Raw genomic sequence first — 17185 nt, 5'->3', positions numbered from 1 at the left:
TAAGGATTTGATGCCTGTGCTGTCGTTGAGGCAATTAGTCCAGTCAGAAAAAAACCGCTTGTACCTTGCCATAGCGCTGGGTGCAGCGGCCTCTTTACTGATGATCTGGCAGTGTTGGTTGCTGGCAACTTTGTGCAATCTGGCTTTACACCAGCAATCAATTCCTCCCCCTTTGCTGCTGCATATTTTAGTGCTGTGGCTGCTGCGCCCTGTGCTGTTGGCAGCCAAAGATTTACTGGCGCTCTCTGCCAGTCAAACGCTACGTACTTCAATCCGCCATCAGTTACTTGGCATTATTAGTCAGGCTGGGCCACTGCGGCAGCGTATCGCCTCTGACGGTGATTTATCTACCCGTTTGCTGGAACAAGTCGACGCACTTGACCCATATATCAGCCGTTATTACCCACAGCTTTATCTGGTGCTGCTTTGCCCTTTGTTTATCTCTATAGCTGTGGCCAGTCAAAGTCTGCTGGCCGCCCTGCTGTTATTAGCCACAGCCCCACTTATTCCACTTTTTATGATTTTACTCGGCAAAAAAGCCGCAGAAGCCAGTCAGCAGCAAGTACAGGCTTTAGGTTTATTAGGCGGACGTTTTCTGGAGTTTTTACGCGGCGCCCAGCTTATCCGTCAATTACAAGCCGAACCCTTGGTATTGAACCGGCTTAACAACGCCAGTGAAGACTACAGAACGCGCACCATGTCGGTGTTAAGCAAAGCTTTTTTATCCGGCGCTGTGTTGGAGCTGTTTGCCTCTTTAGCCATAGCTTTAGTGGCCTTGTATCTGGGTTTAGGTCTACTTGGCGAGTTGCCCTGGGCTAAAGCGCAAATTCCTGTGTCTTATCAACCTGCGCTGTTTATCTTATTGATGGCGCCTGAGTTTTATGCACCACTGCGACAATTGGGTGCGGATTATCATGCCAAAGCTCAGGCCGAAGCCGCTTTTAACAGTCTGGCACCTATCTGGGCTTTGCCTGTTTGTACAGGTGGCAACACCCCAGCCCCAACAGAGCCTGTCTGTATTGAGTTCCGGCACTTAAGCCAGTTGGGTTCAGAGCACAGACCTGCGTTACTCACAGATATTCAGGCGCAGGTTTTACCGGCGCAACGTATTGCTTTAATAGGCCCAAGTGGCGCAGGAAAAACCAGTCTGCTGGAGTCGTTATTAGGTTTTCAGCAACAGGATCAAGGCCAGATCTTGATTGGCGATCATGGGTTAACTGATTTGAATTTAACTCAGTGGCGACAGCAGCTGGTGTATTTATCTCAGCAAAGCCAGTGGTTAAGTGGCAGTTTGCGCAGCAATTTGCTGCTGGCCAACGCATCAGCGACAGAAGCTGAACTCAAACTGGTGTTACAACAGGCTTTTTGTGCCGACTTTGTCTTTGCTTTGCCTCAAGGCCTGGACACTGTACTTGCCGAGAGTGGCATTGGCTTATCGGGTGGGCAATTGCAGCGCCTGGCATTGGCCAGGGCTTTATTAAAACAAAGTTGGTGTTGGCTGCTGGATGAACCGGCTTCTATGTTGCCACCAGCACAACAGCAACTGTATTTTCAGCAGTTAGAGCAGTTAAGCCGCGGCAAAACTCTGCTGCTGGCGACTCATCAATTGCAGCATCTTAACTGGTTAGATCAGGTTTGGTTAATCAACCAGGGACAGATTATCGCCAAAGGCACAGTGGCAGAAATTCAGACGCATCCGCTGTATCAGGCTAGTTACCAGCAGGAAGTCGTATGAAAGATCAACTGAAACTCTCTGGTTTAATGCGCCCGCACTGGCGCTGGTGGTTGCTCAGTCTGGCGTTAGGAGCTTTAACCCTGGCCAGTATTATGGGGTTATTAACTGTCTCCGGCTGGTTTATTACTGCCTCCGCGTTAGCGGGTTTACAGCTTGCCAGCGCTGGCAGTTTTAACTATTTTGGCCCTGCAGCCCTTATCCGTTTTTTTGCCATCAGCCGCACCGCCAGCCGCTACTTTGAACGCCTGAGTTCACATAACGCCATCTTGTTATTGCTGCAACAATTACGGCTATGGTTTATGCGACGTTTTTTAGCCAGTAGCGTTCAACCTGATACTAAATCAGCCGATCTGTTGCAAAAACTTATCACCGACATAGACCGACTGGATCAATGGCCTTTGCGTGTGGTCGCTCCAGTGTTCTGGGCCTGCCTGATAAGTTCTGGCTGGCTAACAGCATTGTGGTTTTGGCAATCCGAACTGGCCCAGGTTGCCTTGGCATATCTCTGTGCCTTGCTATTAGTACCAGCTTGCGGTGTTGCATTCGGTTATCGACGGGCTTGTAGCTTAGTAGAACTGGCGTCCCAGCGCCGACAGGAATTACTGGAGCCTTTATCAGCTCTGACTATGTTGCAACTGCATCAGGGCTGGACAGCTTCAGAGCAACAATGGCAACAGACAGAACTGCAGTACCAAGACTTGTTATGGCGCCAGCAAGTGCTGGATTTGTGCTGTCAGTTTTTGCTATTTAGCGGTTTAGCGCTGATGAGTTTTCATTTGCTGATCACAGCTTTACCTTTAGCGGCAGGACAACAGATCAGTATTGCAGCCTTGGTGGCTATGCTGATGTCGACTTTGGCTTTAACAGAACTCTGGTTGCCACTGGCCACTTTGTATCGACATCTGGCGGAAAGCGCCATGGCAAAACAGAGGTTGAATCACATTCAGCCAGAAGCTCAAGCTGGCACTTGTACCCAGTTAACCGGGCCTTTAAGGCTTGAACTACAGCAACTTTATGCCGCCTATCCCGGAGCGTTGCAGCAAACTGAGCTTGTTAATTGCAGCTTAAAGGCCGGAGATCTATTGTGGCTGCAAGGACCATCCGGGGTGGGTAAATCAGCCTTATTATCGACTTTAGCTGGTTGGCTGCCGCCCTTGTCAGGCCAGATTTTGCTCAATGGTATGGAACTGCAGCTTTATACAGCATCAACTCAGCGGCAACATATTAGTTTGTTGTCGCAGCAAGTCAGCTTATTTAACATGACCCTGGCGGCTAATTTACGTCTGGCGAACCCAGAAGCCAGTGACGAAGATCTGCGGCAAAGCTTAGCAGAGGCTCAATTAGGTGATTGGCTGGCCACTTTACCACTGGGACTTGAAACCGAACTGGGTGAATACGGGGTTGCAGTTTCTGGCGGACAAGCCAGACGTATCGCCTTAGCACGCTTGTTGTTACAAAACAGCAGTATCCTTTTACTTGACGAGCCTTTAGTGGGCTTGGACCCAGACACAGCACATCAACTCATTCAGACCCTTCGTCGTCGCTGTCAGCAGCAAATTCTGATCATCGCCAGTCATCAGTCATTAGCTATTGACCCTGACTACTATCAACTTCACCTAAAGTTGTTGTAAATCAAACAAAAATATCAACCTTCTCCGTGCTTTTGGCTATGTTTAAAGCCACAGATTATGTTTTTTCACTTCAAATTTGAACGAAAATTTGATAAATATGAAAAAACTAGTAATTCAATTCGGCGAGTTGTATAATTCATGCGACAAAGGTTAATGCAATTGTAAAAAGGTACAACATCAAGTCAATAAAGTATGACAGGGATATCCGACCAGCAGCAGGGCCGCACACCTTATAGAAAACAAAAACTTAGTCAAGGTTGACTAGTGATTTTTAAACGGCCGAACCCCTTTGGCCTGCTCAAATGTAAAACACTATAAAATCGATAAGGATACCCTATGTTAAAACGTAAATTACTGGCAATCGCTATTGCTGCGACCCTGTGTGGCACCAGTCAGGCTGCAGTGGATATCAACGGTTTTGCTTCAATCAAAGGCGGTATGGCGCTGAGTAGCGATGACGAACTCTATGGCTATGACGATGATTTCAGCTTTAAAAATGAAAGTTTAGCAGCGCTTCAGGTGAAATCGGATTTAGGCGATAAGTTGTCAGTCACAGCTCAGCTGTTAGGCCGTGGTTCTGATGATTGGGACGTTAAATTTGAGTGGGCTTTTTTAAGTTACGATTTAACCGACACTCTGCGTGTTAACGCAGGTCGTTTAAGAACTCCGTTTTACAAATACTCCGATTTCCGTGACGTAGGTTATGCCTATGACTGGTCACGGGTGCCACAAAGTGTCTACGGTTTAGGTTTCGATAATATCGAAGGCGCCTCGTTATACCACACGACTACACTGGGGAATTTTGACTCTTCATTGCAGTTGATTATCGGTAGTTATGACGGCGACGCAGCCATTGGTGATGCAGCCGCAGAAGCACAAATTGACAATGTTACAGGTGTGGCCTGGGAATTGGGTCAGGATGGGTATTCATTCCGGGTGGCTTACCTTGTAGGTAAAACCACTTTTTATGTGGATCAATTAGACAGCCCTGCTGGCCTGTATGCACAGTTAACAGGCTTTGGTTTGGGAGCTTTGGCTAAAGATTTAGACATAGTGGACGAATCCAGCTCTTTCGCCGGTATTGGTTTTAACATCGATAAAAATGACTGGCTGGTGGTGTCTGAAATCACAAAAGCCACAGTGGATGACTCTTTTATTTCTGATCAGGAATCCTACTACATTTCTATTGGTCACCGCTTTGACAGCATCACACCTTATGTGTCTTTTGAAAAAGAAGACAACAAGGCTAAAACTGAAATTTATGCTGGTGTGCCGACGGCTTCTCCTATTTTTGCTCCTGTTGCTGGCTTAGTGAACAGTCTTGAAACAGAGCGGGACAGCATTAACGTTGGTGTGCGTTATGACTTCCACCCTTCAGCTGCATTTAAAGCTCAATATACCAATGCAGACAATAAAACTGCTGATCGTAAAGACAGCGTATTGGTTGTTGGCGTAGATCTGGTGTTTTAAGGAATCAAATCATGTTAAAAAAATTAATCTTAATTCCTGCCCTGACTCTGAGCTTTATGGCTTTTGCCAATGTTGCAGTGATAGTTCACCCATCTAATGCGGCAACTTTGTCGCAGGATGACATCAATAAAATCTTTACCGGCCGCGCCAAAAGTTTTACCGACGGCAAAGCAGCTGAGCCTGTCAATCTGGCAGAAGCTGTTGCAGTGCGTGCTGATTTCGACCAAAAAGCTTTGGGCCGTTCTTCCAGCCAGATGAAAGCATATTGGTCTAAACTGGTATTCACTGGTAAAGGAACTCCACCCAAAGAACTGGCGTCGGAACAGGAAGTGCTGGATGCAGTGGCAAAAAACCCTGCGGCCATTGGTTATGTCAGTGCAGGTGCTGTAACTGGCAGTGTGAAAGTAGCCTTGACGCTGAACTAAAGCTTGTCCAGGCAGGTGAGCGCATCACCTGCCTTTGTTGTAAGCCATACTCTGGATACTACTTATGCTGAAATACCTGAGTTTATTAAAAAAAATCTGGCTTATTATTGCCATCGCAATTTTAGCCTTTTTAATAGTATTAACGTCGTCCATTTATTTTACTGCCCGCAATGCAGACAGCATTGTGCTGATAAAAGACAAAATGTACGACAGCTCAAAACTCGCCTCCCAAATGGTGGTGGAGTTTAATGCAGTTGAAGAATTTTTTACCCAGTCCGTTTCTTTGTCCGATCCAGACATATTAAGCACAGCTAAAGCGACTGAAGAGCGTGTCGTTGCCAGTCTGGCACAATTAAAAAAACTGGATACAACCAACCTGAAACAACTGGAAACGCTGGAACAAAACTTTAGCGCTTATGCCAAAGCAGCTGCAGAAATTGCCCAGTCGATGATTGACGGCACATTAGATATGGGTGCAGCACAAAGCATTATTCAAAATAAAACCGCTTTGTATGAAACCGCAAAAACCGGCTTTGTGGCCTATGAAAAACAAACGGACGATAACTTCCAGCAAATACTGGTGGATATGTCGGCCTCGTCAGAACGTTCTGTGCTTATTATTGTGTTATGCGGCACTGTCCTATTAATTATTATGGCGGTTGTCGGTCATGTGATAGGCCGGAATATCAGCAAAACAGCCAATAGTCTGGCCAGTTCATTGCAGGTTTTAGCTTCAGGTAAAGGCTCGCTATCCAGCCGTCTTGCTATCGACTCTGAAGATGAATTTGGTGCTGTAGCCCGCAACTTCAATGAGTTCATCGCGTTGTTACAAAGCTCGTTTGTCGCTATTGCCCAGTTGGTCGATCCGGTCAGCCGCACTGCCGACGAACTGGCAAAAGGCATGAAAGAACTCGACTGTATGACCAGTCAGCAAAAAAATGACGCGGATACCGTGTCGCATTCGATGGAAGAAATGCAAAGCAGCGTCAAAGATATCAGCCAGTCAGCCAATGCCGCCTCTGGCAGCGCTAACGATGCCAGCCGCCTTGCCAAACTGGGTTATGAAAAGACCTCCTCCTCTGTGCAGGCTTCAAAAGATTTAGCCGGAGAAATAGCTCAGACCAGCTCTGTCATTACGGATCTTGCCAAACAAACTCAGGAAGTGGGTGGCATTTTAAAAAGCATCAATGATATTGCCGATCAGACCAACTTACTGGCGTTAAACGCAGCTATTGAAGCAGCTCGTGCTGGTGAACAAGGTCGTGGTTTTGCGGTGGTTGCAGATGAAGTACGTTTATTGTCATCCCGCACAGCCTCTTCAGTCACTACGATTCGTGATTTGTTAGGCAAGCTGACGCAAAACGTCGACAGTGCAGTACGACTGATGGATCAGGCCGTGACTAAAGCCAATAACAGCGCAGTATTGACGGCAGAAGCCGGTAGCTCTATTGAATTGATTAATCAGGAAATTGACAAAATTAATATGGTCAATGCGCAAATAGCGACTGCAACGGAAGAACAAACCATGGTAGCCAGTTTAGTGCTGGATAATACCCATCAAATGGCCGACTCGTTCAGCCGGACTATTCAGGTGCAACATACAGTCGCTGATATTTCAGACCAACTGCGCGGCCTGGCTCAGGAACTGAATACTGTGTCGTCCAAATTTCGGGAATAAAAAGTTTCAGCAATAAAATTACGGCTGGGACTCCCAGCCGTAATTATTTTAACGTCCTGCTGATTAATTCGTTGTTTAGTCTGCAGCTCTGAGCTGAAATTGCTGACAAATTGCATCAGACTGTTCTGGAGTCTGTTTCACCCCAACCCCGTCAAACAAACTGCAACTGGGCAGGTCAACCACCTGCTTTGTATGTTGGGATAGCAAAGACACAGCGCCATTGGCCAGCAATTGCAAAGCCCACTGACTGGATTTAGCTGCACAGTTGCCTAGTACCAAATCAGCACCAGCCGCCAATGCATCGTCTTTCACGATCACACAAAGTTCCGGGTTCAGGCTGTTTTGTAGCTGAACAGAACCCGCTTGCCCTGCTTTCCAGTTCCACTGCTGACAGCCTTGTTTACTCCAGCTTTGTTGTGTGACTTGCGTATCACTGTCGGCCGCACAATCTTGTGTACTTAGCACCTTACCACTTTGCCTGCTGCTCACTACTGTACTACCCGCTGGCAGCAGTAACCAGTCCTGACATAAGGACGCATCTTCTGCTTTGCAGTCTGCGACAGCGAGTGGCTTTTGATCTGAAGCATTCAGCAACTGGTAATACCCATCAGCACCTGTTTTCAGTTGCCATTGCTGGGTTGGCTGATTAACCCAGGCCGATAAATCGCGATTTGCGCCAATAAAGAGACCCTTGTTATCAGCCAGACGGTAACGTCCTTTGATAGTAGGGTCGATAATCCACTGCCCTTGTTCATCACACGCCTGTTCTGTTAGCCCTTGTGCTGAGGACGCCAGACAAAGCTGACTAGAGCGATTCACTAGCTGCCATTTCACCCCTTCAGGTACTGCAGTCAGAGGGCCATTTTCACCGGATGGAGCAGCGACGGTTTGGCCTTCAGGCAATGGAGTACCAAAATCCGGCGTACCATCGGCTTTATAGGTAAAGGGCTGAGCCCGCACAGAACGAGTCGCACTGCAACCATCGGTTTCTTTATTATTGCCGTGATACACCAGCCAGTTTTCGGAGCCGTCCGGTGAGGTGAAAAAGCCATTGTGACCTGGACCAAACACGCCATTACCGCGTTCAAACACAGGCTGCTCTGCTTTGGTCCAGGAACCAGCGTCCATCGGATTGTCACCGGTTAACTCCAGTAAACCCAATTTATAATCAGGTGTGTCACAAAAACTGGCGGAATAAATCACAAAGGTACGGCCTTTGTGCTTCAGCACTTCGGGGCCTTCATTCACCTTACGACCTGATTGCTCCCAAGGCAAAGACGGTCGGGATAACACCAAAGGCTCCCCAGTTAAAGTCCAGGGATTGGACATTTCACTTATCCAGTTGAGTTGCTCATCCCCCTCCCACTCAGACCACAATAAATACAATTTACCCTTATGTTCTAAATAGTTACCGTCTATATTCCAGCTATCTGGCATAGGCGAACCTTTATACTGGTAAGGCCCCATAGGATCGTCCCCTGCACTTTCCAGCACAGATAAATGCTGACCATCCAGATTTTCCTGCTTGCCCGAGGTATACATCATGTACCAACGCGGACCATCAGGGCCTTGCAGGCGATGGAATTCAAAAGCCCAGAAGTTACAACAACTTTTTGGATTGGTTTCAGACCAGATATTCACCGGAGTGGCGCTGGCTAAACCAGCCAGAGTCGGCGATTTACGCATCACCAGCTGAGAAGTCCAGGTGGTGGTGGTCAGGTAATAATTGCCTTGCCAGTATTCCAGCCAGGGGTCAGCACCATTGGCAAACAATGGATTGGTAAAACTTTGATCTTCTACAACTGAAGTGCTCTGAGGCGTAGCTTCAGTAGCTAACACTGGAACCGCTTTGGGTTCAGGTGGCTCAGCAGGCGAGCAAGCCGCCAGCAGGCTTAAAAAACTGGCAGCTAATGGAATACGATAGCCTTTAAAGCCGGGCAGAGGCTTCCTGTTAAATGTCATAGCTCACCCTGTCTGGTTTATTTATAATTGATTTTATATTTGTATTACAATAAGACTTTATGAGTCTAAAACGAAAAATACAGAAAAACAACAGGGTTCCGCTGGTTTGCCATCATCAGAATTTAGCGAAACAGCACACTCTGATAACCCAGCCAGTCTTTTTCATTCACTAAAGGCCAACCTTGTTTATCCCACTCCAGTGCGCTGATTTTCAGCTTTTGCAGGCCTTTATCAGCAATCTCATAGGCATGAAATACCAGGTAATCTTTGCCATCCATCGCATACACAGAGTTATGCCCCAAACCTGGCCAGTCTTTGTTGCCTTTTAATAAAACAGAACCGCCACCTGCGGCTAAATCTTTACCCTTCTTATCCAGATAAGGCCCGGTTAAAGTTTGAGAACGTCCCACCACCATATGGTAAGTGCTGTCTTTTCCGCGACAGCATTTGCCGTAAGAAACAAATAGATAGTAGTAATCGCCCTTTTTGTAGATAAAAGGCGCCTCCAATTCAGCAGGGCCAGGTTCAGCGTCATCTAAAAATGCAGGTCGCTCTGCTTTGGCCAGCGTATGCCACTGTTCAGGCTGCGCTATACGGGTCAGGGTTTGGTCCAGCTTCACCAATTTCAGGCCACCCCAAAAGGAGCCAAAACTCATCCAGGCCTGGCCTTGTTCATCCAGAATGATGGCAGGGTCTATCGCATTCCATAAATCCCGTTGTGGCACGGACTGCAACACTATGCCCTGATCCATCCATTGATAGGTTGGATCTTTTGGATCCAAGGTGGTATTCACTGTGACCCCTATAGCCGAGGTGTTTTTACCAAAAGCTGAGATGGAGTAATACAGATAAAACTTGCCCTGATGCTGAAAAATATCAGGTGCCCAGATATGACCATCAAAGCTTGGAGAGACAGATTTGGCCCAAGTGGGTTCACCTGCAAAAACACGGCCGCCTAAACGCCAGTTTGTTAAATCACTGGATTGGTAAAAAGTAATGCCTGGCCCTGTGCTGTATAAAAAATACTGGCCTTTGTCTTTGGCCAGCACCGGATCATGAATACTGACTTGCTCGGCTTGAAGCGGGTTTATCAAAAGCATGCAGCCACTAAAAAGTGACAACTGAAGCAAAGCGAAAAAAGAGTGAGGCTTGCCCATGCAGTCCATCCTGTTTTAGTTGAATTTGTATTACAAATAGCATAAGTTCAATTCAGCAAGCAATAAGATGCAGAAACACCACTGCCCGTAATTGCGCTGAATACAGCAAAACAAATCAAAAAATAACCATATAAAACAAAGATGTAAATGCTAGTTAATGGCAGAAAAAACCAAACTGGTTGCTGGCTTGTCAGCCGAAACCATTAGTAATACTATAAGATCATAAACAACATAAAATAGGTTTTAGCATCGGGATCCATCATGGCTTTACGGCCAGGTGAGAAAAACTGAGCATAAAACTGATGTAAACCACAGGGGAGTCGAATGGCAGGTTATAAACTATCTGTCATGGAGAAAATTGGCTTTGGCGCCGGAGATATGGCGGTCAATGTAGTAATTTCTTCCATGATGCTAATCATCACGTTTTTTTACACCGATATCTTTGGCCTAAAAGCCGCAGACGTTGCCATTTTATTTCTGGTGGTGCGGCTGATTGATGCAGTTACAGACCCTTTGATGGGTATGATCACCGATAAATTTACCACCCGCTGGGGCCGCTACCGACATTATTTCCTGTTTATGGCGATCCCTTTTGGCATCTCGGTGTTTTTGACCTTCTCAACACCGGATCTGGATTACAACGGTAAGCTGGTCTGGGCTTACGCCACCTACATCTTCGTCACCCTGATGTTTACTGCTGTCACTATCCCTTATATTTCCATTATTGGCGTCTTGACCGATTGCCCGAAAGAGCGTTTATCCGCCAATGGCTACCGTTTATTTTTCGCCAAAATAGCAGCCTTTTTAGTCACTATTATTGTGCCTGTGTTAGCAGCGCAGTGGGGCGAAGGCCAGCTAGCTGCTGGGTATCAAGCTGCTATGGGTTTGATGGGCGCTATGGCCAGCTTATTGTTTTTATTCTGCTTTTTTAATACCACTGAGCGTTTGCAGCATCAGGTAGAAACTAAACCTTTTTTCAGTCAGCTAAAACTTTTACTAAAAAATGATCAGTGGCTGATTTTGTGTGCTGTCTGTGTCACAGGCACTATTGGTTATGTGATTCGCGGCTCAGTGGCTGCCTATTACGCCAAGTATTATTTGGGTGGTGATGCCGCTTTGCTATCCGCCTTTTTATCTACCGGTGTGGTGGCCGCTATTCTGGCCATGGTGGCGTCGACCTGGATCACCAAACATCATTGCAAAGTAAAACTGTTCCGTACAAGCCAGATTGTGGTGGCTGTGTTAAGTGTGCTGCTGTTTGTGCTGGTGAAACCTGGTGATCTCTGGCTGGCTTTTGTGTTGTATTTCTTATTATCTTTTGTCGTGGATTTACATGCGCCTGTGTTCTGGTCGGCTATTGCCGAAGCCGTGGATTATGGCGAACACAAAACGGGTCAGCGTGTATCAGGTTTAGCTTTTGGTGGTATTTCGTTTTGCCAGAAAGCAGGCATGGGTATAGCGGGTTTTGTGGTGGGTAGCTTATTAACCTTTTTTGATTATCAACCTGATCAGGTACAAAGCGAATTCAGCTTATTGGGTATAGCACTGATGTTATCGGTGATCCCTGGCTTCTTCCATTTGCTGATGGGCCTTCTGATGTACAAATACAAAATTACCGACAACTTTTATCAGGACATGGTGGCAGGTCAAATTGAGCCCCCAAAGCCTGATCAGTCATCACCTGCGACTCAATTGGTGAATGCTAAGTAAGTTTTTTAGACATAGTTCTTTATTCACAGCGCACTGGAGTTTTTATGCGATTGTTAACGCCTGTAATTGAAAAGCGGGCCGACCCCTGCATTTATCGTCATAGTGATGGTTATTATTATTTTACGGCATCAGTTCCAGCCTATGACAGAGTCGAGTTGCGCCGCGCCCGTACTATTGAAGAACTGCCGCAGGCAACACCCATCACGGCCTGGTTAAAACCCGACACAGGGCCTTATTCAGAGCTTATTTGGGCGCCAGAAATTCATTTCCGCCAGGGTGCCTGGTATATCTATTTTGCTGCTGCTCCTAGTCGCGAGATTAAAAACAAACTGTTTCAGCATCGTATGTATGTGATTTGCTGCAAAGACGCAGATCCAACCTCGGGGCAGTGGCAGTTTTTAGGCCAGATTGATACCGGCATCGATACTTTTTGTCTGGACGCCACCACTTTTGAACACCAAGGCCAGCTGTATTATTTGTGGGCGCAAAAAGACAATCAGATTGAAGGCAACAGCAATTTATATATTGCCACTATGGATACACCGGACAAAATCAGCAGCCAGCCTGTGCTTTTGAGCAAACCTGAATTTGATTGGGAAATTCGTGGTTTTTGGGTGAATGAAGGCCCCAGCGTGTTGATCCGTCACGGCAAAGTTTTTATCAGCTACTCCGCCAGTGCCACAGATGAGAACTATGCCATGGGCTTATTGTGGGCCGATGAAAATGCCAACCTGATGGACCCACAAAGCTGGCATAAACTGAAAGAGCCAGTACTGCAAAGCTGCTTTGAACATAAAGTGTATGGCCCGGGTCATAACAGCTTTACAGTATCCGCCGACGGAAAAACCGATTTACTGGTGTATCACGCCCGCACTTACACTGAAATAGTCGGCGATCCACTCTGGGATCCAAATCGTCATACCTACGTCAAAGCGCTACGTTGGGATGAGCAGGGTATGCCGGTCTTTGGCCGCCCTTCTTTACAGGAATAAGCTCAGCAGTAATTACCGGGTCAGAGCCTTAGCTCTGACCCAAAGGATATAAAGCCATGCGACTGTTATTTTCCCTGTTTTTGGCCACTAGTTTCTGTGTGCAAGCTGTTGCGTTGACGACAGTGCCACTCAAAGAAGTACGCTTAACCGACGGCCCCTTTTTACATTCAGAGCAAACCAATCTGAAGTACTTACTGGCGCTGGATGCTGACAAATTGCTGGCACCACTACGACGTGAAGCAGGTATTAAAAGCAAGGTGGAGTCCTACGGCAACTGGGAAAATACCGGTTTAGACGGTCATATGCTGGGGCATTATTTAACGGCTTTGGCTTTTATGTATAGCGCAACAACGAACGAACAGATCAAAGCCCGGCTGGATTATGTACTGACTGAACTTGAGAAAATCCAGCAGGCTCAGCAAGGTTATTTAGGTGGCGTGCCTGGCAGTAAAGCCTTGTGGCAACAAATTCAGCGAGGCCAGATTGAAGCTGATTTATTTAGCCTGAATAAACACTGGGTGCCTTTTTACAATATCCATAAAACTTTTGCTGGCCTGCGTGATATCTACCAGCAAACCGGCGATGAGCGGGCCAAAACCCTGCTGCTGAATTATGGCAACTGGCTGAAAAATTTAGTGAAAAACTTATCACCGCAACAAATTCAGCAAATGCTGCTGACCGAACATGGTGGCATGAACGAAGTGCTGGCTGATATGGCTGTTATTTTTGATGACAATAGCTATATGCAGTTGGCCAAAGATTTTACCGAATTACGTATTCTGCAGCCGCTACTTCAAGGCGAAGACAAGCTGACAGGACTGCATGCCAACACCCAAATTCCTAAAGTGGTGGGTATGGCCCGTATCGCCGAATTGTCCGGCGATAAAAACTGGTTAAAAGCGGCTGAATACTTTTGGTCTTTAGTGGTAGAGCAGCGCACTGTCGCCATCGGTGGTAATAGCGTGCGGGAGCATTTTCATCCCAAAGACGACTTCAATCCTATGCTCAATGAAGTGGAAGGGCCTGAAACCTGCAATACCTACAATATGCTGAAACTTTCTATACTGCTGTACCGTCAAACCGGCCAGAGCAAATACCTGGATTATTATGAGCGTGGCTTGTGGAACCATATTCTGGCCAGCCAACATCCAGAGCACGGCGGTTTTGTTTATTTCACCCCGATGCGGCCTCAACATTACCGGGTTTATTCCAAAGTGGATCAAGGCATGTGGTGTTGTGTTGGCTCAGGCATAGAAAGCCATAGTAAACATGGCGAATTTATTTACAGCTTTGATAAAAACGCTTTGCAAGTGAATTTGTGGATAGCCTCCAGCATTAACACTCCAGAGATAAAACTGCACCAGCAGACCCTATTCCCGGATGAAAACAGCACTGAATTGGTATTTGACGCAGCAAGCACACTGAACCTTCAGCTGCGTTATCCATCCTGGGCCGGAGCCGTTAAAGTCTGGCGCAATGGTAAAGCAGTTCAGCTGACCGCCAAAGCAGGTGAACATATTTTGCTCGCAGGCCCCTGGCGACAAGGTGACAAAGTGAAGCTGGAACTACCGATGCAATTAAGTCTGGACCCTATGCCAGCCAAGCCTGATTATCATGCCGTATTGTACGGTCCTATAGTGCTTGCCAGTCGCAGTACACCTTTTAAAAACGAAAGCTTAAGATTTATAGGTGATGACAGCAGAATGGGCCATATAGCTTCGGGCCCAACCTGCGCTGTCTCCGCTGCGCCACTTTATATTGGCGATACAAAAAACTTCCTCGCTAGCTTAAAGCGTCTGCCCAATCAACCTTTGAGCTTCAGTACAGGCCAGGGCTTTTTACAAGGTCAGCCTGAGCTGATTCCCTTTTTCCGGCTGCACGACAGCAGATACCAAATCTACTTTCAGCACACTAGCCTTGAAGGCTGGCAACAACAAAAAGCATTGCAAGAACAGCAAGATAAAGCCGCAGCTTTACTGGAACAACAAACGTTGGATAAAGTATATCCGGGCGAACAGCAGCCTGAGTCGGATCATTTTTATCAGGGTGAACAAAGCGAAGCTGGTATCAATTTAGGCCGACATTGGCGGCACAGTAAAAGCTGGTTTAGTTATCAGTTAAGCCACAAGGGCCAGCAAAATCTGACCTTGCGGCTGGAGTATTTTGGTCTGGATGGCGGACGAGCATTTGAAGTCTGGCTGGATGATAAAAAGCTGACCGATGTGGAGCTTAAAGGCGGCCTGGGGCCGGACTGGTATCAGGTCGACTACCCAATCCCCAATGATCTGCTGCCGAAAAATGCCGCTCATTTCAGGATCAAATTTGTCGCCAAGCCCGGCAGCATAGCGGGTGGACTTTATCAGGTACGTTTACTGAAGTTATCGCTTAACTGATACCCACCGCATAACGGCTGACCCAATGCTTTAACGGGCCAGCCTTTTCTGCCACAGCTAAGCCCAACTGACGTAAAAAGCGTACAGGAGGCAAGCTACTGCTAAAGCTTTGATAAAACAGATCCATAGCTGACATCATCAACGCATTTTCACGCTGACGTGTGCTTTGGTACTGCTTTAATAACTCAGGATCTGCCAAACTTTTGCCTTGCGCAAAAGCCTTTTCCAGCAGCTCAGACAACAGCATCGCATCGGCGAACCCTAAATTTACGCCCTGCCCTGCCAGCGGATTAATACTATGAGCCGCATCACCTACCAGCACCAGCCGCCCTTTGACATAATCCTTTGCATGTACCCGGGCTAAAGGAAAACTTGCCACTTGTTCTACTGTAATTTTGCCAAGCTTAGCTGGAAAAGCCTGCTGGATCTGTTCAGCCAAAGCGGTTTTAGATAATGCCGCCAGCTGTTTAATTTTGTGGTGATGATCGTACCAAACTAAAGAACCCTGCTTACCTGGCAAAGGTAAAAAAGCCCGTGGGCCTGATTCGTTAAACTGCTGCCAGGTAATGTCCTGTTGTTCGTACTCTGTGTTGACTGTGACCACTAAACAGCTTTGCTGATACTGCCAGCCCGACACGCCAATTTGGGCTAACTGGCGCAGCTGCGACTGCCCACCATCTGCTGCTATCACCAGTTTGGCCTTTAACTCGCCAAATTCTGCGGTGGTGACACTGGCATAGTCAGCGTGCTGCTCAAAGCCAGTCACAGTGGCTGGGCAACACAGTTGCAAGTTGGCTGGAAAATTAGCCCACAGCGCCTGCTGGATCAGGTTGTTTTCAACTATATGGCCCAGATGGGTCAGCGCCACTTCATCGGCATGAAAAGTGAGTCCGGCCTGTTCGCCTTCAAAAGCCTGTAAACGTTTATAAGGACATAAACGCCATTGCTGCAATAAAGACCAGGCGTCTAAATCCGTCAGCCACTGCTCACTTCGTCTGTTAATAGCGGATACACGAAGATCAATAGTACTTTGTGGGTCATAAGCTGAGACAGATTGCTTTTCAATTAAGCCTACCTGTAAACCAGCACGGCTTAATTTCAGCGCCACTGAAGCGCCCACCATACCACCACCTACAATTAATATATCCAGCACAGACACCTCCTGCTCACTTCAGCACATTCTACCCTGCTTTTCGGTTTTTACTTTGCGCTATATCAGCAATTATTCGTCGCCCGCTGAAAGAATATCCAGACAACTCCGGTATATAAGCTCATATCACTTAAGGAAAAACCAAAATGAAAATTCAGCATATTCTTTTACTTAGTCTCAGCCTCTTTAGTTTTAGCCTGTTGGCAGAATCCCGTATTGCCCAGAGCCCTGAAGATATTAAACCCTTATTAAACGGTATGACGGCTCCTATGGTTAGTCTGCAGGATGCGACAGGCAAAGCCGTAGAATTCAATTCAGTGCTAAAACAACAAGACACAGTACTGGTGTTTTACCGTGGCGGCTGGTGTCCTTATTGCAACCTGCAACTGGCGGCTTTACGTGAGATTGAACCCAAACTTGAAGCTTTAGGTTATCAGCTGATTGCAGTGACACCAGACAGCCCCGCTGCTATTCAGGCCAGTTTAAAAGATACCAAAGGCGCTGCCATTACTTATACCTTGTTGTCCGACAGTCAGTTCAATTTAAGCTCTGCTTTTGGTGTGGCTTATTATCTGGATGAAAAAACCAGCGCGACCTATTTAAATACCTACAAACTGAATCTGAATAAAGAGCAAAACACAGGCAAAGTAGTTCTGCCCGTGCCTGCGGTGTATATCCTGAACAAAGAGGGTTTAGTGCAGTACAGCTATCAGCATATTAATTACAAAGTCCGCTTGCAGCCTGAGCTGTTGTTGCTGGCGGCTCGTTTGGCCAAAGAAAGCAAATAGCTTAGCGACATTCACTAAAAACCCAGTATTTATGCATATCCACCCATAGTTAATTCAGGGCAGCAACAACTGCCCTGAAACTCTGCACCAACAC

12 protein-coding genes are annotated in these 17185 nt (G+C 46.8%); 9 read left to right on the top strand and 3 right to left on the bottom strand.

Going from position 1 to position 17185, the window contains the following annotated elements; all coding sequences use genetic code 11:
- Positions 1 to 16 precede the first annotated feature (16 nt).
- The 5 genes from cydD to OM978_RS04995 all read left to right on the top strand — a co-directional run bounded on the left by cydD (position 17) and on the right by OM978_RS04995 (position 6939).
- Positions 17 to 1735, top strand: a complete 1719-nt coding sequence (gene cydD, locus OM978_RS05015; protein WP_264345799.1) for a thiol reductant ABC exporter subunit CydD — start codon at positions 17 to 19, stop codon at positions 1733 to 1735.
- Positions 1732 to 3366, top strand: coding sequence for an amino acid ABC transporter ATP-binding/permease protein (locus tag OM978_RS05010; RefSeq protein ID WP_264345798.1), 1635 nt, complete (start codon positions 1732 to 1734; stop codon positions 3364 to 3366). Before cydD ends, OM978_RS05010 begins: the two co-directional genes overlap by 4 nt.
- Positions 3367 to 3702: 336 nt before the next feature.
- A complete protein-coding gene (locus tag OM978_RS05005) occupies positions 3703 to 4836 on the top strand; it encodes a hypothetical protein (RefSeq protein WP_264345797.1) in 1134 nt (377 codons plus the stop codon).
- 11 nt (positions 4837 to 4847) lie between these two features.
- On the top strand, positions 4848 to 5261 hold the full coding sequence (locus OM978_RS05000; RefSeq protein ID WP_264345796.1) for a phosphate ABC transporter substrate-binding protein: 414 nt from the start codon (positions 4848 to 4850) through the stop codon (positions 5259 to 5261).
- A 64-nt stretch (positions 5262 to 5325) separates the two neighbouring features.
- Positions 5326 to 6939 (top strand): methyl-accepting chemotaxis protein, encoded by a 1614-nt coding sequence (locus tag OM978_RS04995; protein WP_264345795.1) that lies wholly within the window; start codon positions 5326 to 5328, stop codon positions 6937 to 6939.
- A gap of 75 nt (positions 6940 to 7014) precedes the next feature.
- On the opposite strand, the gene OM978_RS04990 is transcribed toward OM978_RS04995, so the two are convergent.
- The gene (locus OM978_RS04990) at positions 7015 to 8901 is read right to left on the bottom strand and encodes a family 43 glycosylhydrolase (RefSeq protein WP_264345794.1); all 1887 of its coding nucleotides are present in this window, start codon (positions 8899 to 8901) and stop codon (positions 7015 to 7017) included.
- Between the two features lie 122 nt (positions 8902 to 9023).
- The gene (locus tag OM978_RS04985; RefSeq protein ID WP_264345793.1) at positions 9024 to 10001 is read right to left on the bottom strand and encodes an arabinan endo-1,5-alpha-L-arabinosidase; all 978 of its coding nucleotides are present in this window, start codon (positions 9999 to 10001) and stop codon (positions 9024 to 9026) included.
- A gap of 381 nt (positions 10002 to 10382) precedes the next feature.
- Here OM978_RS04985 and OM978_RS04980 point away from each other — a divergent pair, with 381 nt between their 5' ends.
- The 3 genes from OM978_RS04980 to OM978_RS04970 are packed head-to-tail and all read left to right on the top strand — an operon-like array spanning position 10383 to position 15153.
- Positions 10383 to 11768, top strand: a complete 1386-nt coding sequence (locus tag OM978_RS04980; protein ID WP_264345792.1) for an MFS transporter — start codon at positions 10383 to 10385, stop codon at positions 11766 to 11768.
- A gap of 44 nt (positions 11769 to 11812) precedes the next feature.
- Complete coding sequence (locus tag OM978_RS04975) at positions 11813 to 12760, top strand: glycoside hydrolase family 43 protein (protein ID WP_264345791.1); 948 nt, start codon at positions 11813 to 11815, stop codon at positions 12758 to 12760.
- A gap of 56 nt (positions 12761 to 12816) precedes the next feature.
- A complete protein-coding gene (locus OM978_RS04970; RefSeq protein ID WP_264345790.1) occupies positions 12817 to 15153 on the top strand; it encodes a glycoside hydrolase family 127 protein in 2337 nt (778 codons plus the stop codon).
- Here the strand turns inward: OM978_RS04970 and OM978_RS04965 are convergent.
- Positions 15146 to 16306 carry an FAD-dependent oxidoreductase gene (locus OM978_RS04965; RefSeq protein ID WP_264345789.1) on the bottom strand — a complete coding sequence of 387 codons (1161 nt, stop codon included), beginning with the start codon at positions 16304 to 16306 and terminating at the stop codon, positions 15146 to 15148. The genes OM978_RS04970 and OM978_RS04965 overlap by 8 nt on opposite strands.
- Positions 16307 to 16449: 143 nt before the next feature.
- On the opposite strand from OM978_RS04965, the gene OM978_RS04960 reads away from it, so the two are divergent.
- The gene (locus OM978_RS04960; protein ID WP_264345788.1) at positions 16450 to 17091 is read left to right on the top strand and encodes a peroxiredoxin-like family protein; all 642 of its coding nucleotides are present in this window, start codon (positions 16450 to 16452) and stop codon (positions 17089 to 17091) included.
- Positions 17092 to 17185 lie beyond the last annotated feature (94 nt).

The sequence above is a fragment of the Rheinheimera sp. MM224 genome (assembly GCF_947090785.1).
Taxonomy (GTDB): domain Bacteria; phylum Pseudomonadota; class Gammaproteobacteria; order Enterobacterales; family Alteromonadaceae; genus Pararheinheimera.
The sequence above is the reverse complement of the archived record's forward strand: the minus strand, read 5'-3'. Positions and strand labels throughout refer to the sequence as shown.

Bases quoted from the DNA above. Each gene is read 5' to 3' on its own strand.
- OM978_RS05000 (WP_264345796.1), top strand. From the start codon at position 4,848: ATGTTAAAAAAATTAATCTTAATTCCTGCCCTGACTCTGAGCTTTATG.
- OM978_RS04960 (WP_264345788.1), top strand. From the start codon at position 16,450: ATGAAAATTCAGCATATTCTTTTACTTAGTCTCAGCCTCTTTAGTTTT.
- OM978_RS04985 (WP_264345793.1), bottom strand. From the start codon at position 10,001: ATGCTTTTGATAAACCCGCTTCAAGCCGAGCAAGTCAGTATTCATGAT.
- OM978_RS05005 (WP_264345797.1), top strand. From the start codon at position 3,703: ATGTTAAAACGTAAATTACTGGCAATCGCTATTGCTGCGACCCTGTGT.
- OM978_RS05010 (WP_264345798.1), top strand. From the start codon at position 1,732: ATGAAAGATCAACTGAAACTCTCTGGTTTAATGCGCCCGCACTGGCGC.
- OM978_RS04970 (WP_264345790.1), top strand. From the start codon at position 12,817: ATGCGACTGTTATTTTCCCTGTTTTTGGCCACTAGTTTCTGTGTGCAA.
- OM978_RS04975 (WP_264345791.1), top strand. From the start codon at position 11,813: ATGCGATTGTTAACGCCTGTAATTGAAAAGCGGGCCGACCCCTGCATT.
- OM978_RS04980 (WP_264345792.1), top strand. From the start codon at position 10,383: ATGGCAGGTTATAAACTATCTGTCATGGAGAAAATTGGCTTTGGCGCC.
- OM978_RS04995 (WP_264345795.1), top strand. From the start codon at position 5,326: ATGCTGAAATACCTGAGTTTATTAAAAAAAATCTGGCTTATTATTGCC.
- OM978_RS04990 (WP_264345794.1), bottom strand. From the start codon at position 8,901: ATGACATTTAACAGGAAGCCTCTGCCCGGCTTTAAAGGCTATCGTATT.